The organism is Bradyrhizobium sp. SZCCHNS2022, from assembly GCF_032377575.1.
Classification (GTDB): domain Bacteria; phylum Pseudomonadota; class Alphaproteobacteria; order Rhizobiales; family Xanthobacteraceae; genus Bradyrhizobium; species Bradyrhizobium aeschynomenes.
Window position 1 is genome coordinate 4,180,464 of the sequence record NZ_JAUHHZ010000001.1, and the last position, 21,305, is coordinate 4,201,768.

At 66.2% G+C, this 21,305-nt stretch carries 23 protein-coding genes; 13 read left to right on the forward strand and 10 right to left on the reverse strand.

Annotation, left to right across the window (positions count from 1 at the left end; translation table 11 throughout):
• The first annotated feature begins 25 nt into the window (after positions 1 to 25).
• From fliN to QXZ94_RS18745, 3 genes are all read left to right on the forward strand, one after another.
• Complete coding sequence (gene fliN, locus QXZ94_RS18735) at positions 26 to 373, forward strand: flagellar motor switch protein FliN (protein ID WP_015669138.1); 348 nt, start codon at positions 26 to 28, stop codon at positions 371 to 373.
• A 53-nt stretch (positions 374 to 426) separates the two neighbouring features.
• Complete coding sequence (locus QXZ94_RS18740; protein ID WP_315721663.1) at positions 427 to 1,806, forward strand: sigma-54 dependent transcriptional regulator; 1,380 nt, start codon at positions 427 to 429, stop codon at positions 1,804 to 1,806.
• A gap of 133 nt (positions 1,807 to 1,939) precedes the next feature.
• Positions 1,940 to 2,269: a hypothetical protein gene (locus QXZ94_RS18745; RefSeq protein ID WP_315721664.1), complete on the forward strand. Its 330-nt coding sequence runs from the start codon at positions 1,940 to 1,942 to the stop codon at positions 2,267 to 2,269.
• On the opposite strand, the gene QXZ94_RS18750 is transcribed toward QXZ94_RS18745, so the two are convergent.
• The 6 genes from QXZ94_RS18750 to QXZ94_RS18775 all read right to left on the reverse strand — a co-directional run bounded on the left by QXZ94_RS18750 (position 2,260) and on the right by QXZ94_RS18775 (position 6,928).
• Positions 2,260 to 2,415 carry a hypothetical protein gene (locus QXZ94_RS18750; protein ID WP_315721665.1) on the reverse strand — a complete coding sequence of 52 codons (156 nt, stop codon included), beginning with the start codon at positions 2,413 to 2,415 and terminating at the stop codon, positions 2,260 to 2,262. The genes QXZ94_RS18745 and QXZ94_RS18750 overlap by 10 nt on opposite strands.
• Positions 2,416 to 2,497: 82 nt before the next feature.
• Positions 2,498 to 3,073: a flavin reductase family protein gene (locus tag QXZ94_RS18755; RefSeq protein WP_315721666.1), complete on the reverse strand. Its 576-nt coding sequence runs from the start codon at positions 3,071 to 3,073 to the stop codon at positions 2,498 to 2,500.
• Between the two features lie 14 nt (positions 3,074 to 3,087).
• Positions 3,088 to 3,948 carry an ATP-binding cassette domain-containing protein gene (locus tag QXZ94_RS18760; RefSeq protein WP_315721667.1) on the reverse strand — a complete coding sequence of 287 codons (861 nt, stop codon included), beginning with the start codon at positions 3,946 to 3,948 and terminating at the stop codon, positions 3,088 to 3,090.
• Positions 3,949 to 3,957: 9 nt separating this feature from the next.
• A complete protein-coding gene (gene ssuC / locus QXZ94_RS18765) occupies positions 3,958 to 4,764 on the reverse strand; it encodes an aliphatic sulfonate ABC transporter permease SsuC (protein WP_315721668.1) in 807 nt (268 codons plus the stop codon).
• Positions 4,761 to 5,936: an FMNH2-dependent alkanesulfonate monooxygenase gene (ssuD, locus tag QXZ94_RS18770; RefSeq protein WP_315721669.1), complete on the reverse strand. Its 1,176-nt coding sequence runs from the start codon at positions 5,934 to 5,936 to the stop codon at positions 4,761 to 4,763. Before ssuD ends, ssuC begins: the two co-directional genes overlap by 4 nt.
• 35 nt (positions 5,937 to 5,971) lie before the next feature.
• The gene (locus QXZ94_RS18775) at positions 5,972 to 6,928 is read right to left on the reverse strand and encodes an aliphatic sulfonate ABC transporter substrate-binding protein (RefSeq protein WP_315721670.1); all 957 of its coding nucleotides are present in this window, start codon (positions 6,926 to 6,928) and stop codon (positions 5,972 to 5,974) included.
• Between the two features lie 385 nt (positions 6,929 to 7,313).
• On the opposite strand from QXZ94_RS18775, the gene napE reads away from it, so the two are divergent.
• From napE to ppk2, 7 genes are all read left to right on the forward strand, one after another.
• Entirely contained in the window at positions 7,314 to 7,499 is a 186-nt protein-coding gene (gene napE / locus QXZ94_RS18780) for a periplasmic nitrate reductase, NapE protein (protein ID WP_315721671.1), read from the forward strand.
• Between the two features lie 17 nt (positions 7,500 to 7,516).
• A complete protein-coding gene (locus tag QXZ94_RS18785) occupies positions 7,517 to 7,837 on the forward strand; it encodes a chaperone NapD (RefSeq protein ID WP_315721672.1) in 321 nt (106 codons plus the stop codon).
• 15 nt (positions 7,838 to 7,852) lie between these two features.
• Positions 7,853 to 10,357, forward strand: coding sequence for a nitrate reductase catalytic subunit NapA (napA, locus tag QXZ94_RS18790; protein ID WP_315721673.1), 2,505 nt, complete (start codon positions 7,853 to 7,855; stop codon positions 10,355 to 10,357).
• Positions 10,358 to 10,362: 5 nt separating this feature from the next.
• Positions 10,363 to 10,833 (forward strand): nitrate reductase cytochrome c-type subunit, encoded by a 471-nt coding sequence (locus QXZ94_RS18795; RefSeq protein ID WP_315726366.1) that lies wholly within the window; start codon positions 10,363 to 10,365, stop codon positions 10,831 to 10,833.
• Positions 10,830 to 11,492, forward strand: a complete 663-nt coding sequence (locus QXZ94_RS18800; protein ID WP_315721674.1) for a NapC/NirT family cytochrome c — start codon at positions 10,830 to 10,832, stop codon at positions 11,490 to 11,492. Before QXZ94_RS18795 ends, QXZ94_RS18800 begins: the two co-directional genes overlap by 4 nt.
• Positions 11,493 to 11,757: 265 nt before the next feature.
• Entirely contained in the window at positions 11,758 to 12,867 is a 1,110-nt protein-coding gene (locus QXZ94_RS18805) for an ATP-dependent RecD-like DNA helicase (protein ID WP_315721675.1), read from the forward strand.
• 322 nt (positions 12,868 to 13,189) lie between these two features.
• Positions 13,190 to 14,308 (forward strand): polyphosphate kinase 2, encoded by a 1,119-nt coding sequence (gene ppk2, locus QXZ94_RS18810; RefSeq protein ID WP_315721676.1) that lies wholly within the window; start codon positions 13,190 to 13,192, stop codon positions 14,306 to 14,308.
• A 326-nt stretch (positions 14,309 to 14,634) separates the two neighbouring features.
• Here the strand turns inward: ppk2 and QXZ94_RS18815 are convergent, their stop codons facing one another.
• On the reverse strand, positions 14,635 to 16,317 hold the full coding sequence (locus tag QXZ94_RS18815) for a caspase family protein (protein WP_315721677.1): 1,683 nt from the start codon (positions 16,315 to 16,317) through the stop codon (positions 14,635 to 14,637).
• 254 nt (positions 16,318 to 16,571) lie between these two features.
• Between QXZ94_RS18815 and msrA the strand changes: the two genes are divergently transcribed.
• The 3 genes from msrA (at position 16,572) to QXZ94_RS18830 (ending at position 18,455) form a co-directional block, all read left to right on the forward strand.
• On the forward strand, positions 16,572 to 17,288 hold the full coding sequence (gene msrA, locus QXZ94_RS18820; protein WP_315721678.1) for a peptide-methionine (S)-S-oxide reductase MsrA: 717 nt from the start codon (positions 16,572 to 16,574) through the stop codon (positions 17,286 to 17,288).
• Positions 17,289 to 17,344: 56 nt separating this feature from the next.
• Positions 17,345 to 17,755 (forward strand): peptide-methionine (R)-S-oxide reductase MsrB, encoded by a 411-nt coding sequence (msrB, locus tag QXZ94_RS18825; protein ID WP_315721679.1) that lies wholly within the window; start codon positions 17,345 to 17,347, stop codon positions 17,753 to 17,755.
• A 412-nt stretch (positions 17,756 to 18,167) separates the two neighbouring features.
• Positions 18,168 to 18,455 (forward strand): hypothetical protein, encoded by a 288-nt coding sequence (locus tag QXZ94_RS18830; RefSeq protein ID WP_172889812.1) that lies wholly within the window; start codon positions 18,168 to 18,170, stop codon positions 18,453 to 18,455.
• Positions 18,456 to 18,543: 88 nt separating this feature from the next.
• Here QXZ94_RS18830 and QXZ94_RS18835 read toward each other — a convergent pair whose 3' ends face one another.
• From QXZ94_RS18835 to QXZ94_RS18845, 3 genes are read right to left on the reverse strand one after another with little or no spacing between them, the layout of a single operon-like run.
• Positions 18,544 to 19,095, reverse strand: a complete 552-nt coding sequence (locus QXZ94_RS18835; RefSeq protein WP_315721680.1) for a DUF4112 domain-containing protein — start codon at positions 19,093 to 19,095, stop codon at positions 18,544 to 18,546.
• Between the two features lie 48 nt (positions 19,096 to 19,143).
• Positions 19,144 to 19,590, reverse strand: coding sequence for a DUF5413 family protein (locus tag QXZ94_RS18840; protein WP_315721681.1), 447 nt, complete (start codon positions 19,588 to 19,590; stop codon positions 19,144 to 19,146).
• Positions 19,591 to 19,644: 54 nt separating this feature from the next.
• The gene (locus tag QXZ94_RS18845) at positions 19,645 to 21,288 is read right to left on the reverse strand and encodes a hypothetical protein (protein ID WP_315721682.1); all 1,644 of its coding nucleotides are present in this window, start codon (positions 21,286 to 21,288) and stop codon (positions 19,645 to 19,647) included.
• Positions 21,289 to 21,305: the final 17 nt, after the last annotated feature.

Consider the following 21,305-nt stretch of genomic DNA (forward strand, 5'->3'; position numbering starts at 1 on the left):
TGTGGTGGCCAAGGGAGTTTAAGTCATGAGCGACAACGAGATCCCTCTTCCCGACCTCAATGCGGCAGACGCGCCGCCGCTGGGCGGTGACGTCGGCTACAACGAAGAAGAGCACGCCGCGCGCATCGCCGCCGACCTTGAGGCCGTGTTCGACGTGCCGGTGCAGGTCTCGGCCGTGCTCGGCCGCTCGAAGATGGATGTCGGCGAGCTCCTGAAGCTCGGGCCCGGCACCGTGCTCGAGCTCGACCGCAAGGTCGGCGAGGCCATCGACATCTACGTCAACAACCGCCTCGTCGCGCGTGGCGAAGTGGTGCTGGTCGAGGACAAGCTCGGCGTGACGATGACAGAAATCATCAAATCCGACCGCAACTGACAGACATGATCCGCGCGCTGATCGAGAGCGGCGCGACCGAATAGGAGACCAACATGCGGCTTCTCATCGTCGGAACGCTGAAGGGCCAGCTTACCGCGGCCACCAAGATCGCCATGGAGAACGGCGCCACCGTCACCCATGCCGAGGACAACGAGCAGGCCATGCGGGTGCTGCGCGGCGGCAAGGGCGCGGACCTGCTGCTGGTCGACGTCGCGCTCGACATCCGCGACCTCGTGATGCGGCTCGACGCCGAGCACATCCATGTGCCGATCGTCGCCTGCGGCATCACCAGCGACGCCCGCGCCGCGGTCGCCGCGATCCATGCCGGCGCCAAGGAATACATTCCGCTGCCGCCCGATCCGGAGCTGATCGCGGCCGTGCTCGCCGCCGTCGCCAACGACAGCCGCGACCTCGTCTATCGCGACGACGCCATGGCCAAGGTCATCAAGCTGGCCCAGCAGATCGCCGGCTCCGACGCCTCGGTGATGATCACCGGCGAGTCGGGCACCGGCAAGGAGGTGCTGGCGCGCTACGTCCACACCCGCTCCGCCCGCGCCAAGCGCCCCTTCATCTCGATCAACTGCGCCGCGATCCCCGAGCATCTCCTGGAATCCGAGCTGTTCGGCCACGAGAAGGGCGCGTTCACCGGCGCGGTGGCGCGCCGCATCGGCAAGTTCGAGGAGGCCAATGGCGGCACGCTGCTGCTCGACGAAATCTCCGAGATGGACGTGCGGCTGCAGTCGAAGCTGCTGCGCGCGATCCAGGAGCGCGTGATCGACCGCGTCGGCGGCACCCGCCCGGTCCCGGTCGACATCCGGATCATCGCGACCTCGAACCGCAACCTCGCCGACGCTGTGCGCGAGGGCACGTTCCGCGAGGACCTGCTGTTCCGACTGAACGTCGTGAACCTGAAGATCCCGCCGCTGCGCGAGCGCCCGGCCGACATCCTCGAGCTCGCCCAGCATTTCGCCCGCAAGTACTCAGAGGCCAATGCGGTGCCGCTGCGGCCGATCTCGGCGGAGGCCAAGCGCATCCTCACCACCAACCGCTGGCCGGGCAACGTGCGCGAGTTGGAGAATACGATCCATCGCGCCGTGCTGATGGCTCAGGGCGACGAGATCGGTCCGGACGCGATCCTGACCCCCGACGGCGCCCGCCTCGATATCGGCAAGACACAGCCGGCCGTCGCTCATGCTACGATGGCCGCGGAGCAGGTCACGCGCGCGCTGGTCGGCCGCACCGTCGCCGACGTCGAGCGCGATCTGATCCTGGAAACCCTGAAGCACTGCCTGGGCAACCGGACACATGCGGCCAACATTCTGGGCATTTCGATCCGCACGTTGCGCAACAAGCTCAACGAATATGCCGACGGCGGCGTGCCGATCCCGCCCCCCGGCACCGGCGACACGCCGCGCATGCCGAGCCCCGTGTAGCCTCGCCGTCTTCCATCATCTCGCTCTCGGCGGCGCGCTCCTTCTGGGCGCGCCGCTTTCCGTTTCCGCGGCCGTCGCCGCGACACGCGGCGTGCTGGCTGGCTGCTGGGAGCAGACCTCGCACCCCCCGTTGGTGAAGCCATCATCGGGTGAGGAATGGGGAGCCCGCAGCTGGTGCTTCGCACGCAACGGCAAGCTGATCTCACGCACCTTCGCATGTGGCACCGGCGGCTGCGACGGTTGGGACACCGAGCGGCGCTATCGCTGGCGGCCGCCTTATCTCTCGCTATCCGATATCGAGACCTCGCCGGACGGCTCCGGACAAAGGCAGGTCTGGCGCCGCTGCCGAGTGCAGTTTCTCACCGCCGACTGGATGCAGCTGCGGGATTGCGAGCAGTCGAAGGATCCGTGGCTGCGCGAGCCGCCGCCACGACGGGGCCGCGCAGCGGCAGCTCACGAATAGCTCGGCGCCTCCGGGTTGCGGAAGATGTGGATGGGATCGCCCGGCGTGAACTTGCGCTGCGTCAATACGGCGTAGGCATAGAGCGCCAGATACAGGATCGCGGCCGTACCGATCACGTAGAGAGCCCAGGTTCCGATCCGCTTCATGATAGTCCGCTGCCGACATCGACAGTGGCTTTTACGGCCTCCTCCGCCTCGACGCCAGCGCGTCTCGTCGGTCGGCCCGCCGCTACGGAGTCAGCCTCGGATCAGGCACGCTCAGCGCGGCCAGCCGGCCGAGATCGTCGTCGCGATCAACCGCGACATAGCTGCCATGCCAATACGCCAGAGCCGCCGATTGCGGCGCGACCTCGATATGCACCACCTTGCCGATGACGATGGCGTGGGAATGCCGCTCGATGATCTCCTCGACCTCGCAATCCAGCGTCGCGAGTGCTCCCACCAGTAGCGGCACGCCGGTGACGTGCTTGCGCCAGTCGGCGCCGGCGAAGCGCTCGGCACCGCGCAGGCCTCCCTTACCCGCGAACCGTTCGGCGACGCCGATCTGATCCGCCGCCAGCAGATTGGCCCCAAACACGCGCTCCCGCTGCAGAATCGGCCAGGATGAGGCGCTGCGGTTGAGGCTGACGATGATGGAAGGAGGCTCGACCGCAAGCGACGACAGCGAACTCACGGTCATGCCGGTGACCTCGTCGCCCCGGCCGACGGTGATGACGCTGACGCCGCCGACCAGTTGGCGCATCGCAGAGCGGAAATCCGGCTGGAGCGCCGTAGCATCGGGCATGTGACGGACGATGGAGTTCATTGCGTTGATCTTTCCTACCCTGCCGTGCCCGGTCCAAGCAACTGGCCCAGGATCGAGCCTTCCAGCGCGGCGAGCTCGGCAGACCCGCGCCGTCGCGGGCGCGGCAGATCGACGCTGATGTCCTCGGCGACCCGGCCGTCCTCGATGACCAGGACGCGATCGGCCAGGGCCACGGCCTCCGCGACATCATGGGTGACCAGGATTGCGGTGAAGGTTTGATCGGTCCAGACCCGTTCCAGCAGCCGTTGCATCGCGATCCGGGTCAGCGCATCGAGCGCGCCGAGCGGCTCGTCGAACGCGAGCAGGCGCGGTCCGCTGACCAGCGCACGCGCCAACGCCACGCGCTGCTTCTGGCCGCCCGACAGCACCGCCGGCCATTGGTCGCGCTTCTCGGCCAGACCGACCTCCTCCAACGCGAGGCTGGCGCGGTCATGCGCGCCGGCGGCCTTGCGGCCGCGGCCAAGCCCGACCTCGACGTTGGCCAGCACCCTCGCCCAGGGCAACAGCCGCGGCTCCTGGAACATGACCCGGACATCCTCGGGGCGCGCGGCGGTGTCGCCGAAGCCGATCGTGCCGGACGTCGGCTTGTCCAGACCTGCGATCAGGCGCAGCAGCGTGCTCTTGCCGCAGCCGCTCTGGCCGACGATGGCGACGAACTGACCGGCCGGAATCTCCAGGTCGATGCCGCGCAGCACCTCGTTGTCACCGAAGGATTTGCGCAAGTCGCGGATCACCAGCGGCAGGCCGCGCGTCTCGGATTTGGCCGGGCTCACGCTGGGCTTCCTCACGGGGTGGAAAGCCGCAGCATGGCCGATCACATCCTTGCCGTCGATCGCCTCGACGCCGGACACGGGAATTCGGAGCGCTTGCTGCATTTACGAACCTCAATGTTTGCTGAACGCCGGATGCCAGGACAGCGTCAGCCGCTCCAGCAGCCGCGACGCGCTGTCGGCGAGCTTGCCCAGCAGGGCGTAGATCAGGATGGAGAGGACGACGACGTCGATCTGCATGAACTCGCGCGCCTGCATCGCCATGTAGCCGAGCCCGGAGGACGCCGCGATCGTCTCGGCGACAATCAGGGTGAGCCACATGATGCCGAGCGCGAAGCGCAGGCCCACGAAGATCGACGGCAGCGCGCCGGGAAAGATCACGCGGCGAAACAGCTCGCCGTCGGTCATGCCGTAGACGCGGCCCATTTCAATGAGTTGCGGATCGACGGTGCGAATCCCGTGCAGCGTGTTGAGATACACCGGAAAGAACACGCCGAGCGCGACGAGAAACAACTTGGCGCTCTCGTCGATGCCGAACCACAGGATGACCAGCGGGATCAGCGCCAGATGCGGCACGTTGCGGATCATCTGGAGCGTGGTGTCGGTGAGCTTCGACGACAGCTGCGACAGGCCGTTGGCGAGACCGAAGGCGAAGCCGATGCTGCCGCCGATCAGGAAGCCGATCGAGGCGCGCCAGAAGCTGACCCAGATGTTGCGGCCGAGATCGCCCGACCACAGCAGCTTCCAGCCGGCACGCGCGACGTCGCTCGGCGCAGGCAGCACGCGGGGCGAAACGAGGCCCGCGACCGACGCCGCCTGCCAGATCAGGAGGATCGCAAGCGGCACCAGCCAGGGCAGCAATCCATCCGCCTTGGGCAGGTTGAGCTTGCGAACCTTGGGGAGGCTGTCGATCAAGCTCATGACTGCGACGCCCGCTGCAGGGGACGATGCTCATTGGCGATGGTCTCGCCGAACGGACCCGTATTCGCGCGGAGCTTGGTCACGTTGCCGCCCTGCTCCACCGCGTTCAGCCCGAGCTTCGGGAACACCAGCTCGGCGAAGCGATAGGCCTCTTCGAGATGCGGGTAGCCCGAGAGGATGAACGTATCGATGCCGAGGTCCTGATACTCGCGGATGCGCGCCGCGACCGTATCGGGATCGCCGACCAGCGCCGTGCCGGCGCCGCCGCGGACGAGGCCGACGCCGGCCCACAGGTTCGGGCTGATCTCGAGCTTGTCGCGACGCCCCCCATGCAGTTGCGACATGCGCTGCTGGCCGACCGAGTCCATGCGCGCGAAGATCTTCTGCGCCGAGGCGATGGTGTCGTCGGTGACGTGCTTGATGAGGTCGTCGGCCGCGGCCCACGCCTCCTCATTGGTCTCGCGGACGATCACATGCAGGCGGATGCCGAACGACAGCTTGCGACCGCGCGTGTCCGCGACGGCCTTGACCTTGGCGACCTTCGCGGCGACGTCGACCGGCGGCTCGCCCCAAGTGAGATACTTCTCGACGGTATCGACCGCGACGTCGATGCCGGCATCCGACGAGCCGCCGAAGAACAGCGGCGGGCGCGGCGACTGCACCGGCGGGAACAGCAGGCGGCCGTCCTCGACCTTGATATGTTTGCCGGCGAAGTTGACGGCCTCGCCTTCGAGCAGCTTGTTGTAGACGGTGAGGAACTCGCGGGTGACCTTGTAGCGCTCCTCATGCGACAGGAAGATGCCGTCGCCCTTGTTCTCGACCGGATCGCCGCCGGTGACGACGTTGACGAGCAGGCGGCCATTTGTGACGCGGTCGAGAGTGGCTGTCATGCGCGCGGCCACGGCCGGCGACTGCAGGCCCGGCCGCACAGCAACGAGATAGCGCAACTTCTCGGTGAACGGCGCCACGGCCGAGGCGACGATCCAGGAATCCTCGCAGCTGCGGCCCGTGGGGATCAGCACGCCGTAATAGCCGAGCTGGTCGGCGGCCTGCGCCACCTGGCGCAGATAGTTGAAATTGACCTCGCGGCCGCCTTGCGACGTCCCGAGATAGCGGCCGTCGCCATGGGTCGGCAGGAACCACAGCACGTTGGGCTTCGAAGTGTTGCTCATGTCGTTCTCTTTCGGATGCGGATGGCGATCACGCGTCAGGTGGACGGCGTCCACTTCCAGACGATGTCGGCGACGTTGACCTGTCTCGGAATGAGCCCGACCCGGGCGAAGCGGTCGGCCACTGCCTGCTGGCTCTTGATGATGTCGGCATCGATCGGCACGACGCTGTAGACCGAGCGGTCGACGAAGCGGCGGACAGCTTCGAGATCGACACCGGTGGCCTCGGCCTGCGCCTTGGCGACCTCCTCGTGATGGCTGTTGGCCCAAACGCCCTCGGCGGCGAAGGCACCGTTCAGCTTGGCGACGACGCCCGGATACTTCTCAACGAAGTCGCTGCCGACGATGTAGAACGAGTTCGGCTTGTGCACGTCCTTGTCCCACACGATGACGCGCGCATTCTCCTTGAGCTCGGCGAGCGCGAGGTACGGATCCCAGATCGACCAGGCATCGACCGAGCCCTTGGCGAAGGCGGCGGTGGCATCGGCCGGCGCGAGCGGCGCCGGCGTGATGTCGCTCCAGGCGATGCCGGCCTTCTCGAGCGCCGCGACCAGCAGATTATGCGCGCTGGAGCCCTTGCCGAAGGCGATGCGCTTGCCCTTGAGATCGGCCAGCGTCCTGATCGGCGAGTCCTTGGGCACGATGATCGCCTGCGTGCTGCCGTCCTGCTTGACGGCCGCGGCGTAGCGGATCTTGGCGCTCGCGGCCTGCGCGAAGATCGGCGGCGCATCGCCGACATAGCCGAAATCGACACTGCCGACATTGATCGCCTCGAGCAGCGGCGGGCCGAACTGGAAGTCGATCCAGACGATCTCGATGCCGAGAGGCTTGAACGTGGACTCGAGCGTGCGCCGCGCCTTCACGGCGGGAAAGAAGCCGCCCTTCTGGGTGCCGATGCGGATCTCCTTCGGCCTGTCCTCGGCGCGCAGCGGCGCCGCGCAGCTCATCACCGCAGCCGATGCCAATGACAGTTTCAGAAAATCGCGACGCTTCATTGCCCTCTCCGATCACCCTTGCGCATCCACGTTGATGCGATGCGCAAGATGATGGTGGCGAGCGAAACGCCTGTCGAGCACCCCTGAAAAATAGCAATGCCGGTCCTCCCGGCTGACGACCAGAGGGGATGATCGTATCGAGGTCCCCACGCAAAGCAGCGAGAGTTTCTCGCAAGGAGACATGCGGTCACGGATCTTCACGGCTCATCAACCAACATGATGGCGACGCGGGCCCGAGTTCGCAGGAGCGGTGCGCTGGTGTGCTCTGGGGTCCCCGCGCTTGATCCAGGTCAACGCTGGTTCCAATGGTCTCCATTAATCTATCATCAGGCGCGGCCCGGATGCCGCAAACCCTCCCATACCCCACACAGTTGAGAATCCTCTCATGTCGCTCGTTGGCAGCGATGCGACTGCGCGTGCGCGCCGCAGACGCATGGAAATTTTTGCCTTTCTGTTCCTCACCGCGGTGCTGATGCCCGCGCTCGCGGTCGCCACCGTCGGCTCCTACGGGCTGGCGGTGTGGGTCTACCAGATGATGGCCGGACCGCCCGGCCCGCCCGCGGCACATTGACCGGAAGGACGGCTCATATGCTCTCACACCGCACTCGCCTCGACCGCCGCGCGCTGATCACCGGCCGGGTGCTCACCGCTGAGCCCGTGGTTGCGCCGCCCTCGGGCGAAATCGCCTCGATCATCGTGCAGACCCGTCCCGATCAGCTCGATCGGGTCGCCGCCGACATTCTTGCGATGTCCGGCTGCGAAATTCACGGCCGCGATGAGCGCGGCAAGCTGATCGTCGTCGTCGATGCGCCGAACGCGGGCGCGCTCGGCGCCACCATGACGACCATCTCCGCGATCCCCTGCGTGCATTCCGCCTGCCTCGTCTTCCACGCCATCGACGCCGGCTAATCAACCGAGACCACCATGACCGAATCAAAAATCGATCGCCGTCAAATGCTCAAGCTGGAGGCCGCAGCGATTGCCGCGGCCGCCGCCGGGATGCCGGCGAGCTCGCTCGCGGCCAACCTCGTCACCGAACGCGAAGCCAGCGAGCTGAAATGGGACAAGGCCGCCTGCCGCTTCTGCGGCACCGGCTGCAGCGTGATGGTCGCGACCAAGGACAACCGCGTCGTCGCCACCCATGGCGACATCAAGGCCGAGGTCAATCGCGGCCTGAACTGCGTCAAGGGCTACTTCCTGTCCAAGATCATGTACGGCCATGATCGCCTGACGCATCCGATGCTGCGCAAGACCAACGGCAAGTACGACAAGAACGGCGAGTTCACGCCCGTCAGCTGGGACGAAGCCTTCGACATCATGGCGTCGAAGTACAAGGACGCGTTGAAGAAGCGCGGGCCCTCCGGCGTCGGCATGTTCGGCTCGGGACAGTGGACGATCTGGGAAGGTTACGCCGCCTCGAAGCTGTTCAAGGCCGGCTTCCGCTCCAACAACATCGATCCCAACGCGCGGCACTGCATGGCCTCGGCGGTGGCCGGCATGATGCGCACCTTCGGCATCGACGAGCCGCCGGGCTGCTACGACGACATCGAGGCCACCGACGCGTTCGTGCTGTGGGGCTCCAACATGGCGGAGATGCACCCGATCCTGTGGACCCGCGTCACCGACCGCCGGCTGTCGGCGCCGCATGTCAAGGTCGCGGTGCTCTCGACCTTCGAGCACCGCTCGTTCGACCTCGCCGATGTCGGCATGGTGTTCAAGCCGCAGACCGACCTCTACATCCTCAACGCCATCGCCAACCACATCATCAAGACCGGCCGCGTCAACAAGGACTTCGTCCAGGCGCACACCGTGTTCAAGCGCGGCCAGACCGACATCGGCTACGGCCTGCGCCCCGAGCATCCGCTGCAGAAGAAGGCGACGGGTGCGGCCAAGGCCAACGATGCGGTCGACATCTCGTTCGACGAGTATGCAAAATTCGTCTCCGACTACACGCTGGAGAAGGCCGCGGAGATGTCCGGCGTGCCGTTGAACCGGCTGGAAGCGCTGGCGGAGCTCTATGCCGATCCCAAGACCAAGGTGGTCTCGTTCTGGACCATGGGCTTCAACCAGCACACCCGCGGGGTCTGGTGCAACAACCTCGTCTACAACATCCATCTGCTGACGGGAAAAATCTCGGAGCCCGGCAACAGCCCGTTCTCGCTGACCGGCCAGCCCTCGGCCTGCGGCACCGCGCGCGAAGTCGGCACCTTCTCGCACCGCCTGCCCGCCGACATGGTCGTGACCAACAAGGAGCACCGCACCAAGGCCGAGCACATCTGGCAGCTGCCGGAGGGCACCATCCCCGACAAGCCCGGCTATCACGCCGTGTTGCAGAGCCGGATGCTGAAGGACGGCCTGCTCAACGCCTATTGGGTGCAGGTCAACAACAATCTGCAGGCCGGCCCCAACGCCAACGAAGAGACTTATCCCGGCTTCCGCAACCCCGACAACTTCATCGTCGTCTCCGACGCCTACCCGTCGGTCACCGCGCTCGCCGCCGATCTCATCCTGCCGACCGCGATGTGGGTAGAGAAGGAAGGCGCCTATGGCAATGCCGAGCGCCGCACCCAGTTCTGGCATCAGCTGGTGTCGGCGCCAGGCGAGGCGCGCTCCGATCTCTGGCAGCTGATGGAGTTCTCCAAGCGCTTCAAGATCGAGGAGGTCTGGCCCGAAGAGTTGATCGCCAAGAAGCCGGAATATCGCGGCAAGACGCTGTTCGACGTGCTCTACAAAAACGGCCAGGTCGACAAATTCCCGCTCGACCAGATCGAGCCGGGCTATGCCAACGACGAGTCGAAGGCGTTCGGCTTCTACGTTCACAAGGGCCTGTTCGAGGAATACGCCGCGTTCGGCCGTGGCCATGGCCACGACCTTGCGCCGTTCGAGACCTACCACAAAGAGCGCGGCCTGCGCTGGCCGGTCGTCGACGGCAAGGAGACACGCTGGCGTTTCCGCGAAGGCTCCGACCCTTACGTCAAGGCCGGCACGGGCGTGCAGTTCTACGGCTTCCCCGACGGCAAGGCGCGCATCTTCGCCCTGCCCTACGAGCCCCCGGCGGAATCGCCCGACAAGGACTATCCATTCTGGCTGTCGACCGGCCGCGTCGTCGAGCACTGGCATTCCGGCACGATGACGCGCCGCGTGCCCGAGCTCTACAAGGCCTTCCCCGAGGCCGTCTGCTTCATGCATCCGGACGATGCGCAGGAAGCAAACCTGCGGCGCGGCGACGAGGTCAAGGTCGCTTCGCGGCGCGGCTTCATCCGCGCCCGCGTCGAGACCCGCGGCCGCGACAAGCCGCCGCGCGGGCTCGTGTTCGTGCCGTGGTTCGACGAGTCCAAGCTGATCAACAAGGTGACGCTCGACGCCACCGATCCGATCTCGCTGCAGACCGACTACAAGAAATGCGCCGTGCGCATCGAGCGGGTGTGACCGACATGATCAAGAAGCTTGCCATGATGCTGCTCGCAGCCGGCCTTGCCGCCGGCTCGAGCACCCTGCTCGCCCAGAGCGTCTCGTCCTCGCTGCGGGGACCTGCGCCGCTCAACGACGAAGGCCCGGCGCCGCCGATGCAGCCGATGAAGAACACCGCCGAGAAGGAGGTGCGCAACTATCCGGAGCAGCCGCCGGTGATTCCGCATTCCATCGACGGCTATCAGGTCGACATGCAGGGCAACAAGTGCCTGTCCTGCCACGCGCGTGCACGCACCGCTGAATCGAAGGCGCCGATGCTGTCGATCACCCACTTCATGGACCGCGACGGCCAGTTCCTCGCCTCGGTGTCGCCGCGCCGCTACTTCTGCAACCAGTGCCACGTGCCGCAGAGTGTCGCCACTCCACCCGTCAGCAACGATTTCGTCGACATCGACACGGTGCTGTCGCACGACAAGCCCGGTGCCAAGCGATGAGCAGCGCCGACATCCCGCAGGGGACGGGAACGCCGGCCCCGGAGAAACGGCTCGGGCTCATCCGCCGCACCTGGCAGTTCGTGCTCGACCTGATTGACGTGCTGCTCAAGCCGAGCTCGATCTTCGGGCTGGGCGTGCTGGTGCTCGCCGGCTTCGTCGCCGGCGTGATCTTCTGGGGCGGCTTCAACACGGCGCTCGAGATCACCAACACCGAGAAGTTCTGCACCGGCTGCCACGAGATGAAGGACAACGTGTTCGCCGAGCTGAAGACCACCGTGCATTTCTCCAACCGTTCCGGCGTCCGCGCCTCCTGCCCGGACTGCCACGTGCCGCACAACTGGACCGACAAGATCGCGCGCAAGATGCAGGCGTCCAAGGAGGTCTGGGGTCATCTGTTCGGCTCGATCGACACCCGCGAGAAGTTCAACGACCGCCGGCTCGAGCTGGCGCTGCACGAATGGGCGCGGTTCAAGGCGAACGATTCGCTGGAATGCCGCAACTGCCACAGCTCCCAGTCGATGGACATCACCAAGCAGTCGCCGCGCGCCGTCGAAGCCCACCAGCGCTTCCTGTTCACGGGGCAGAAGACCTGCATCGACTGCCACAAGGGCATCGCGCATCATCTGCCGGACATGAGGGGCGTGCCGGGCTGGCAGTAGGTCCCTTACCTCTCCCCGCTTGCGGGGAGAGGTCGGATTGCATCGAAGATGCAATCCGGGTGAGGGGGTACAGGTCCAACCACTCGCACCTCCCGCGCGGCTGCCCCTCACCCCGACCCTCTCCCCGCCTCAGCGAAGCGAAGCTTCGCCAGGGAACGGGGAGAGGGAGCGCACCGTCTGCCCCTCTTCCAGCTTGATCTCGCTGAAACAGCCCTTAGGTTCACGGAATGTCCCGAGTCGCCCCGCGGCTCCATTCTTGTGAGCCATGACCACCTTCTCCCCGCATCAGGATTCCGCCCTCAAGGCCGTTGGCGATTGGCTGAAGGCCAAGCCGGGCAAGAACGCCACGCCGCAGGTGTTCCGGCTGTTCGGCTATGCCGGAACCGGCAAGACCACGCTCGCCCGCCACATCGCCGAGGGCGTCGACGGCGAGGTCAAGTTCGCCGCGTTCACCGGCAAGGCAGCGCTCGTCATGCGCAGCAAGGGCTGCGACAACGCCTCCACCATCCACTCGCTGATCTACCGCGCGCAGGAGAGCGGCGAGGAGCAGCCGAACTTCGAATTGTGGGACGACGCGCCGGCGTCCAAGGCCAAGCTGATCATCATCGACGAATGCTCGATGGTCGATGCCGATCTCGGCCGCGACCTCTTGTCTTTCGACTGCCCGCTGCTGGTGCTCGGCGATCCCGCACAGCTGCCGCCGGTCAAGGGCGGCGGCTTCTTCACCGACAGCGAGCCCGACGTGATGCTGACCGAGGTGCATCGTCAGGCCAAGGACGATCCGATCGTGCGGATGTCGATGGACGTGCGCGAAGGCAATACGCTCGACATCGGCCGCTATGGCGAGAGCGAGGTGGTGGAGCGCCGCGAGCTCGATCCGTCACGCGTCATGGAGGCCGACCAGGTGCTGGTCGGCCGCAACGCCACCCGCCGCGCCTACAACAACCGCTTCCGTCAGCGCCTCGACATCGAGGACGCGCTGCCCGTCGCCGGCGACAAGCTGGTCTGCCTGCGCAACAACCGCAAGAAGGGCCTGTTCAATGGCGGGCTGTGGCGGGTGAAGTCGCGCGCGACCTCGAAGTCGAAGATCGTGACCATGCGGGTCGCGCCCGAGGAGGATTTCGGACGCAAGGTGACGAAAGTCTCGGTGCGCGGCGAGTGTTTCGCGGGCGGCATCGAGGACATCCCGTGGGAGCAGCGCAAGCCCTATGACGAGTTCGACTACGGCTATGTGCTGACCGTGCACAAGTCGCAGGGCTCGCAATGGGACGACGTCGTCTTGTTCGACGAGAGCTTCGCCTTCCAGGAAGCCCGCGCCCGCTGGCTCTACACCGGCATCACGCGGGCGGCGAAGCGGCTGAGCATCGTGGTGTGAGCCCGCTGCGCCCTCGCAGGCCGCGCCCACCGTCATTCCGGGGCAATCGTCAGAGCGCAATCGCGCTCTGACGATTGAACCCGGAATCCCGAGCTTGTTAGCAAAGAACGCGAGACAATCTCGAGCTTCCGGGTTCAAGGCCTACGGCCTTGCCCCGGAATGACGGCGGTCTTCAAGACGAATTTAACCGAGAACGGTATCGTCCTGCCTCGTTCCTGCAAAGCCTGCGACCTGTTGATCCAGGTCAAGCTGCCGCAGCACGCTTGGCGGATACAAAACGATTCACATGTCTGTATATCACCAGCAGGCGGGGCGGAATCGGATGGCGAATACGAAGACGACGAAGAACAAGACGTCGAACGGCCGGCGAGCGAGTGCGACGGCGCGAGTCGCGCGAAAACAGTCCGCGACCAAGCTCGATCCGATCGGGCAGTCGCTGGTGAATGAATCGACGCAGGCCGCGCAGATCACCGAGCTGTCGGCGTTCGAGAGCGTGCTCCACGGTCCGCCGGCGCTGAACGCCGATTCTGCACCGATCAAGGCCATGCTCGACGGCGCTGCGCCCGATGATGCCAAGCTGATGAAGGCGCTGATCGACGGCAAGACCAAGCCGGACAAGCGTCACACCTCCGACGAGCTCGCCGACAATTGGCGCCAGGGCGGCTATCCCTACAAGTACCGGATGCTCCGCAAGGACTATGAGGAGCAGAAGTTCATCCTGCAGACCGAGCTGCTCAAGCTGCAGAACTGGATGAAGGACGCGCGCCAGCGCCTGGTGCTCTTGTTCGAAGGCCGCGACGCCGCCGGCAAGGGCGGCACCATCAAGCGCTTCATGGAACATCTCAACCCGCGCGGCGCGCGCGTCGTCGCCTTGGACAAGCCGAGCGACGTCGAGCGCGGCCAGTGGTACTTCCAGCGCTATGTCGAGCATCTGCCGACATCCGGCGAGATCGTGCTGTTCGACCGCTCCTGGTACAACCGCGCCGGCGTCGAGCGCGTGATGGGCTTCTGCTCGCAGACAGAATATGACGAGTTCCTGCGCCAGGTGCCGGAGTTCGAGCGCAACCTGGTGCGCAGCGGCATGCATCTGATCAAGTTCTGGTTCTCGGTCAGCCGCGAGGAGCAGCGCCGCCGCTTCAAGGAGCGCGAGGCGCATCCGCTGAAACAGTGGAAGCTGTCGCCGATCGACACCGCCTCGCTCGACAAATGGGACGATTACACCCGCGCCAAGGAGGCGATGTTCTTCTCCACCGACACCGCCGACTGCCCGTGGACCGTGATCAAGTCCGACGACAAGAAGCGTGCCCGCCTGAACGCGATGCGCTGCGTGCTGCATTCGCTGCCCTACGCCGGCAAGGACGTCTCGCGCATCGGCCATGTCGACGACCTCATCGTCGGCCGCGCCAGCGTCATCCATGAGCGCGAGGAGCACGCGAGCTGAGGGCTTCGTGCAGTTTGGAGAGCGGGCAAAGACGCGCCACCGCGCTCTGTTGGAGGGACGACGATCAAGCATCACTCGGGCCTCACAGGTTGCGAGAATGAGTAGTTATGTCCGGGATCGCGCTACAACAATTCGTGTCGTCCCGGCGAACGCCGGGACCCATAACCACCGGCCGTGGTTTGACGCGCAAATGTCGACCACCTCGCTTCCACCACGCCCGCCGCGGCGTGGGTCCCGGCGTTCGCCGGGACGACAGTGGAGGACGACGCTGATGTCACCTGTTCAAATTAGCATTGGCGCCAACAAGGCTTTCTGTCCACCGCCCCTCACTTCGCCGCGACGAAGAAGAAATCCTCCCGCCCCGGCGGCGAGCCGTAGGTGAAGGGCTGCTGGCGTTGCTTGGTGGCCGCCCAGACGTCGTCGCGGACGATGTCGAACAGCTTGCGCACCTCGAGACGCGGCTCCTTGATGGTCCTGGCGAGCGCGGTCGCGAACGGGCTGTTGCCACCATCGCCGTCGAGCGCCGTGGCGCCATGCTTGGCCGCGTAGACCACCATCATGCCCGCACCGGGCTCGATGTTGGAAAACCCCTTGTCGACCAGCTTCAGCGCCAGCGTCTGCTTCATGCCCGGCGCGAACGGGTTGTCGCGGCAGGCATCGAGGATGACGAGGCGCAGCTTGCGCGCCGCGCCGACGGCAGCGAGCACCTGCTCGAGCGCGACCGCCTCGGTCTCGGCATCCTTGTCGGCAGCGAGCTTCGCATCGATCGGCACCAGATAGTTGACGCCGCCGATCTCGAAGCCGTGTCCGGCATAGTAGACCACGGCCCAGTCCGCCTTCTCGGCCTCGGCCTCGAAGCTGCGCAGCGCCTCGAAGAACCTGTCGCGGGAAAGGTCGCTCACCAGCGTCACCGACTGGAAGCCGGTCGCGCGCAACGTGTCCGCGATCAGTCTCGCATCGCGCGGCGGGTTGGGCAGCGCATGCACCGACTTGTAGCCGCCATTGCCGATCACCAGCGCGACGCGGCGCGCATTGGATGCGGCGCCGGCGGTCTGCGGCGTCAGTGCTGCGAGCCGCTCCTGGGCGAGCTTGCGCGCCCTGGCCACGTCGAACGGATCGTAGGTGGTCAGGGCGAAGGCGGCCGCACGATAATCGGCGCGCGCCTGCGCGACGTTGCCACGCTTCTCGAACAGCTGGCCGCGGCTGGCATGGGCGTGGACGTTGTTCGGGTTCAACGCCAGGACCGCGTTGAGATCCTTCAGCGCCGCATCGAGGTCGCCCTTGCGGAGATGGGCGTCGGCCCGGCCGACGATGGCGAACTGGTTCTTCGGCGACCGCTCGATGATCCCGGTCCACCCGGCGATCGCCTCATCGGGACGGCCCATCGCGGTCAGTGTCTCGCTGCGGTACATCGCCGCCAGCGGCGCAGCCGCATCGATCTTCTCGGCCTGTTCGTAGTCGGCCAGTGCGGCGTCGTGCTCCCCCATGAGCGCGCGCACGCGGCCGCGATTGACGTAGCCGAGATAGAGCGTCGGCACGGCGCGGATGGCCGCGTTGAAATCGTCGAGCGCGCTCTGCAGCGCACCGCGGCGCAGATGGATGGTGCCGCGATTGTTGTAGGCGATCCCGAAGGTCGGACGCTTCTGCACGGCGGCGTCGTAATCGGCCAGCGCCAGTTCATCCTTGCCCCTGCGCTCATAGACATAGCCGCGCCGGTTGAGGATCGTGACATTGTCCGGATCGGCGGCCAGCGCGGCCGTCAACGCCTCGATGGCCTTGTCGTCCTCGTGCTTGTTGAGCGCGACCAGGCCGCGAATGTCGAGCGCCAAGGCGAGGTCCTTGCCGGTCAGGTTGCCGCCCTCGAGCAGGCGCTCGCAGGCCGACGCCCGCGTAGCCAGCTCGGCCTGACGGCTGCGGCAGACGGCTGGATCATCGCTCAGAACCGGACCGGCGAAGGCAGGCAGGACGGGAACGATCAGCAGCAGGAGCAACGGCAGGAGGCGCAGCATGGCCGGGATGGATCTCGCGTGGGCGGGTCGATCGTTTGTCGAACGAATATCGTCGCGGTTCGGCCAAGACCAGAGGCCAAGACCAGAGGCGAGGAGCAGGGCGCCGCAGCAACCCGGTCCCGTCGTCCTGTTCACGCAGTCGTGTGGCAGCCCCTGTAACGCCCTGTGACCGACGACGTATCTTGCGACAGAGGCTTGACCGGGCCACTGTTCCGGCCGGCGAGACGAGACAAGTCACCAAAGAGGATCCCAAGATGCGCCTCACCCGCTCCCTTTTCGTCAAGACTGCCCTGCTCGGCGCGATCGCGGCCGCCGGCATCCTGGCATGGCAGCCGCTCCACGCCGCCGAGGAAGCCGTGGTGATCCCGCCTCCGGCCCAGGACCAGCCGGCGGCCGAAGGCATTGAAACGGCGGTCGTGGCCGGCGGCTGCTTCTGGGGCGTCCAGGGCGTGTACCAGCACACCGCCGGCGTGGTCAGCGCCGTGTCCGGCTACGCCGGCGGCACCAAGGCGACGGCCGACTACCGCTCGGTGTCGAGCGGCAGCACGGGCCATGCCGAGTCCGTGCAGATCAAGTTCGATCCGAAGAAGATCTCCTACGGCAGGATCCTGCAGATCTTCTTCTCCGTCGTGCACGACCCGACGCAGCTGAACCGGCAGGGCCCGGATTCGGGCCCGCAATATCGCTCCGCGATCTTCACCACCTCGGAGGCGCAGAAGAAGGTCGCCGAGGCCTATATCGCCCAGCTCGACAAGACCAAGGTGTTCGGCAAGCCGATCGTCACCAAGGTCGGCAAGCTCGAGGCGTTCTACCCGGCCGAGGACTATCACCAGGATTATCTGACGCTGCACCCGAGCCAGCCCTATATTGCCTATAACGACCTGCCGAAGATCGACAATCTGAAGAAGATCTTCGCCGAGAACTACATCGACAAGCCGACGCTGGTCAGGGACGCCAAGGCGACGAATTGAGGCCGACCGGCACGACGACAGGGCGGACCCAGGCGGATCCGCCGGAGGACAAGAGGATGAGCGACACCAAGACGAGCGACAAGGTGGTCAAGAGCGAGGCGGAGTGGCGCCGCGAGCTGACGCCGATGCAATATGCCGTGCTGCGCGAGAAGGCGACCGAACGTCCCTTCTCCGGCGAGTACGAGCATGAGCATCGCGCCGGCACCTATGTCTGCGCCGGCTGCGGCCAGACGCTGTTCGAATCCGACGCCAAGTTCGATTCCGGCTGCGGCTGGCCGAGCTTCACCGCGCCGGCGGCCGAGAGCCACGTCGACGAGGAGACCGACTATACCCACGGCATGGTCCGCACCGAGGTGCTGTGCTCGAAATGCTCGGGTCATCTCGGCCACGTCTTCCCCGACGGTCCGGGGCCGACCGGATTGCGCTACTGCATCAACTCGGCGGCGCTGAAGCTGAAGCCGCGCTGATCGTTGTCCGGCGCTTTCCGGCGCTCCCGGGCCCGTTCTTGCAACGGTACCGGGAGGCCGGCAGGCCCGGCCCGGCGCGCCCGGAGCGGTCAAAATCGGCCACAAGGCGCGAGATTTTCACCGTGCGGATCGGCCTCCCCTGCATTCACAAGTTGCAGATCAATTAAGTTGTTGAAAAAATAGGATATTTCAATACGGCCGGAAGCAGCCCGGATTTACGATGTGACCGGGCAGGATTCGCATTTCTGTCAAATCGGCCTATATTAGGGGCCGTAACTGACATGCAGGGCTGGGCCGCCTGGAGCGGCAAGAATACCGCCCTCCACACCCGCAATCGCTGGCGTCATTGCCAAGCTTGATCGTTCGAAAGCTCGCGTCAGCGCTCTTAGCCGACAAGAAGAGGTCTCAGACCATGCGTCCAATGCGTCCGTTCAACTTCAACACCTCTGCCGAACTGTTTCCCGCCGCCATTCGCAAGAAGAAGCGGGCGGGCTTTGCCTATCGGCGGTTCGGCACCGCGGCCGAGGCCGTGCGCTTCGCCATGGAGGAGTTGCCGGCGGACTCGCTGAATGGCGCCTATCTGCAGGTCGAGGAAGCCCGGTTCGACCAGAACGGCATCCGCACCCTGTATGAGAGCGAGGCGTTTCCGCTGCCGCGCCGCGCCGTCGAGGACAAGGCGCCCGACGCCGATGCAGCCTGACGGCAGCCAGACCATCAGACGACACCCTGCCCCGCCTCGTGCGGGGCAGTTTTTTTATGGAGACCTCTTTATCGGTTTCTGCCGTTGGTCAGCGCGGCTGGGTATCCAACCACCGCCGCAGGATCTTGGCGTTGCGCATGTTGGCGCGGAACAGCACGTCGAACGCATCGCCCGCGACCGGCACCATGCCGATCACGCCTTCGACCGCGACGTTGCCGAGCATCCGCGTGATGACGTGCCAGGGCGCACCCAGCGCGCGGGCCTCACGCACCAGCCACAGCGACAGCGCGGTCGCGATGAGGTCGCCGACGACCGGGATCAGGCCGATGATGCCGTCGATGCCGTAGCGGATGTTGGTGCCGGGCACGACGAAGGCGACGTCGAGCAGCCTGGCCACCGCCTCGAGCCGGGCGATGCGCTGCTCGCGTGTCAGATTGCCGAACGGATTGGCGCCCTGGAAGTCGAAGCGAACGCCGCCCGGCCCGACGAAGGCGCCATTGAACGACGATTGGAAGCCTCCCTGCGGGACCTCCCGTCCATCCTGGTCGATGATCGGCCCCCGCGCCTCATTGGCGCTGAAATGCGCCTGCGAGGCACGTCCGGAGGCGCGGCGGGGCGAGGTGGAGATCTGGTCTTGCATACCCATCACATAGAAACGCGGCAGCGCGGCGCAAGTTGCGTCACGCCGTCACGCTCCGTGCTCGCTGGGCCGGGCCGGCGAGGCGTCCGGAAGTTGCTCATCGACGAATTTGTGAACCAGCCAGGACGATACCGTCGCCGGAATGAAGCCGACGAGGCCATACAGGATCCACTGGAGCGCGCCGTATTCGGAGCCGTGGGACGCATAGTTGAAGCCGGCGAAAACGAAGGCGATGCCGCCCACGATCAGCATCCGGATCGCCGGCGTGATGCGGCGGACATGGAACAGGATGTCGTCGATCGCGCACATCATCAGCGCCGGCAGAAAGCCGAACAGATAGCTGTATTGCAGCGACGTGGCGAACACCTTGAACAGCTTGGCCACTTCACCCGGATCGGTCTTGGTCCAGTAGCCGGACATGTAGGTGGTGACCAGAAGCAGCGCGAAGCCGCCCAGCGCGGGGCCGACGGCCACGAAGATGAGATATCGCTTCATGACAAACCTCCTGCCTCGCCGATCCGCCGACGGCGCGAAGCCCGTGCCGCCCGGTCAGTCTCCCCACAGCGCGAAGGCGTCGTTGAAGGCGCGCTCGCCCGGAGCCCCCTTCTCGATCGCGATGATCGCCCGGCGTTGGTTGGTGTAGACCAAGGGAACGTCGAACCAGGAGCGCTCCTTCAGGAGCTGCACGTTGCGGGTCCGGTCGGCGTCGACATTGGAGAGACCGACCAGGAAGAAGCCGTCGGTCACCTTGACCGCGAGGCCCGCCAGCGGCGTACCGCGCGACTGCTCGTTGGACTTCATCAGGATGCCCGGCACGTTGCCGACGCCTCCGCCCGCGAAATCCTGCGGCAGGATGAAGGTCAGCTCGGCGGTATGGCTCGCCGGCAGCGACGTGTCGGTGTTGCGGCGGAACGACATCGTCATCTTGAACTTGCGATCGGGAATCTCGATGTCGGCCCGCACGGCGATGTCAGCCTTCTGCGTGCCTGTCGCCTTGATCTGCTCGGTGCGCCAGACCACCGTGCCGAGATACTGCTTGCCCTTCGGATCGGCCGGATCCTCGTCGTAGAGCACGACCTTCTGGGCCACCGGCGCGATCTGGTCCGAGGATGGCGACTGGCCGACGCGGTCGGTGATCTTCGGCTTGCTCAGCGGCGCCCCGGCGTCCTTCGGCGCCTCGACCGTCGAGGTCGACTTGAACAGGCTGCTGACGGTTCCGACCAGCGGACGGCCCCACAGAATGCCGGCGCCGATCAGGATCAGCACGATGCCGGCAGCAATGGCGGCCTTGAACGGGAAGGTCGATCCACTGCGCTCCGGCTTTTTCTTGGCCTCGCGTTCGCCGGCCGTCCGCGGACGGGCCGAGGCGGTGGCCGGCACCGCGTAGCGCTCGGCTTCCTGGACCGACTCGTCATAGGAATAGGCCGGCTCGGCGGGCAGCGGCGGCCGGTCATCATCGCCGTCGAGGCGGTCGAGGTCGGTCGCCGGAACATTGGCGTAGGTCTTGCGCGCGGCGCGATTGGCCTGGGCCGTCGCCTTGCCGAGATCGTCGACATCGGCGGTGATGTCCCGGAAGCCACGCATCGACGGCGTCGCAGCGGCGGTGCCGTTGTTGTCCTGCCCCCGTCGCTGGGGGCCCGGACGCTCGCGCAACGGCGGCACGTCCTGGGACGCGACCTGTGGCGGCTGCGGCCGAGCCGGTGCAGCCGGGGCTGCCGCGGCAACCGGCGACTCGGGCCGCGGAGGACGGGCGGACCGTGTCTCGGCCGGCTCAGGACCAGTCGGCGGACGGTCGTTGCGAGGGACTGGGGACCCAGCAGCTGGCCGCGGTCGCGCAGCGGGAGCCGCCGGTTGTTCGGGCGTCGGGCCGGGCTGAGCTGCGGGGGCCGCCGGAGCATCGGGATTGCGCGCGCCGGCCCGGCGCAGCGCATCGCCGGGACGGGCCGCGCCGCTGGAAGCCCGCTGTGCCTCGCGGGCGCGCTGAGCCGCTTCGGCCTCGACCTTGCGGACCGCCTCCTCGAGCGACAGGCGCTCGCGGGTGATCTCGGATTCGCTGAGCGGCGGCTGGACGCTGCGCAGCTGCGCGATCAGCGCCGCCCGTGCCCGCTCATAAAGCGCGCGCCGGCTTTCGCCGGGAGCGTTGGGGTCCAATCCGGCAATGGCGCGGGCTATCAGCGGGTAGTAGTCGGCCATATCAACTCAATTCGCGG

Bases quoted from the DNA above. Each gene is read 5' to 3' on its own strand.
- fliN (WP_015669138.1), top strand. From the start codon at position 26: ATGAGCGACAACGAGATCCCTCTTCCCGACCTCAATGCGGCAGACGCG.
- QXZ94_RS18740 (WP_315721663.1), top strand. From the start codon at position 427: ATGCGGCTTCTCATCGTCGGAACGCTGAAGGGCCAGCTTACCGCGGCC.
- QXZ94_RS18750 (WP_315721665.1), bottom strand. From the start codon at position 2,415: ATGAAGCGGATCGGAACCTGGGCTCTCTACGTGATCGGTACGGCCGCG.
- QXZ94_RS18755 (WP_315721666.1), bottom strand. From the start codon at position 3,073: ATGAACTCCATCGTCCGTCACATGCCCGATGCTACGGCGCTCCAGCCG.
- QXZ94_RS18760 (WP_315721667.1), bottom strand. From the start codon at position 3,948: ATGCAGCAAGCGCTCCGAATTCCCGTGTCCGGCGTCGAGGCGATCGAC.
- ssuC (WP_315721668.1), bottom strand. From the start codon at position 4,764: ATGAGCTTGATCGACAGCCTCCCCAAGGTTCGCAAGCTCAACCTGCCC.
- ssuD (WP_315721669.1), bottom strand. From the start codon at position 5,936: ATGAGCAACACTTCGAAGCCCAACGTGCTGTGGTTCCTGCCGACCCAT.
- QXZ94_RS18775 (WP_315721670.1), bottom strand. From the start codon at position 6,928: ATGAAGCGTCGCGATTTTCTGAAACTGTCATTGGCATCGGCTGCGGTG.
- napE (WP_315721671.1), top strand. From the start codon at position 7,314: ATGTCGCTCGTTGGCAGCGATGCGACTGCGCGTGCGCGCCGCAGACGC.
- QXZ94_RS18785 (WP_315721672.1), top strand. From the start codon at position 7,517: ATGCTCTCACACCGCACTCGCCTCGACCGCCGCGCGCTGATCACCGGC.
- napA (WP_315721673.1), top strand. From the start codon at position 7,853: ATGACCGAATCAAAAATCGATCGCCGTCAAATGCTCAAGCTGGAGGCC.
- QXZ94_RS18795 (WP_315726366.1), top strand. From the start codon at position 10,363: ATGATCAAGAAGCTTGCCATGATGCTGCTCGCAGCCGGCCTTGCCGCC.
- QXZ94_RS18800 (WP_315721674.1), top strand. From the start codon at position 10,830: ATGAGCAGCGCCGACATCCCGCAGGGGACGGGAACGCCGGCCCCGGAG.
- QXZ94_RS18805 (WP_315721675.1), top strand. From the start codon at position 11,758: ATGACCACCTTCTCCCCGCATCAGGATTCCGCCCTCAAGGCCGTTGGC.
- ppk2 (WP_315721676.1), top strand. From the start codon at position 13,190: ATGGCGAATACGAAGACGACGAAGAACAAGACGTCGAACGGCCGGCGA.
- QXZ94_RS18815 (WP_315721677.1), bottom strand. From the start codon at position 16,317: ATGCTGCGCCTCCTGCCGTTGCTCCTGCTGCTGATCGTTCCCGTCCTG.
- msrA (WP_315721678.1), top strand. From the start codon at position 16,572: ATGCGCCTCACCCGCTCCCTTTTCGTCAAGACTGCCCTGCTCGGCGCG.
- msrB (WP_315721679.1), top strand. From the start codon at position 17,345: ATGAGCGACACCAAGACGAGCGACAAGGTGGTCAAGAGCGAGGCGGAG.
- QXZ94_RS18830 (WP_172889812.1), top strand. From the start codon at position 18,168: ATGCGTCCAATGCGTCCGTTCAACTTCAACACCTCTGCCGAACTGTTT.
- QXZ94_RS18835 (WP_315721680.1), bottom strand. From the start codon at position 19,095: ATGCAAGACCAGATCTCCACCTCGCCCCGCCGCGCCTCCGGACGTGCC.
- QXZ94_RS18840 (WP_315721681.1), bottom strand. From the start codon at position 19,590: ATGAAGCGATATCTCATCTTCGTGGCCGTCGGCCCCGCGCTGGGCGGC.
- QXZ94_RS18845 (WP_315721682.1), bottom strand. From the start codon at position 21,288: ATGGCCGACTACTACCCGCTGATAGCCCGCGCCATTGCCGGATTGGAC.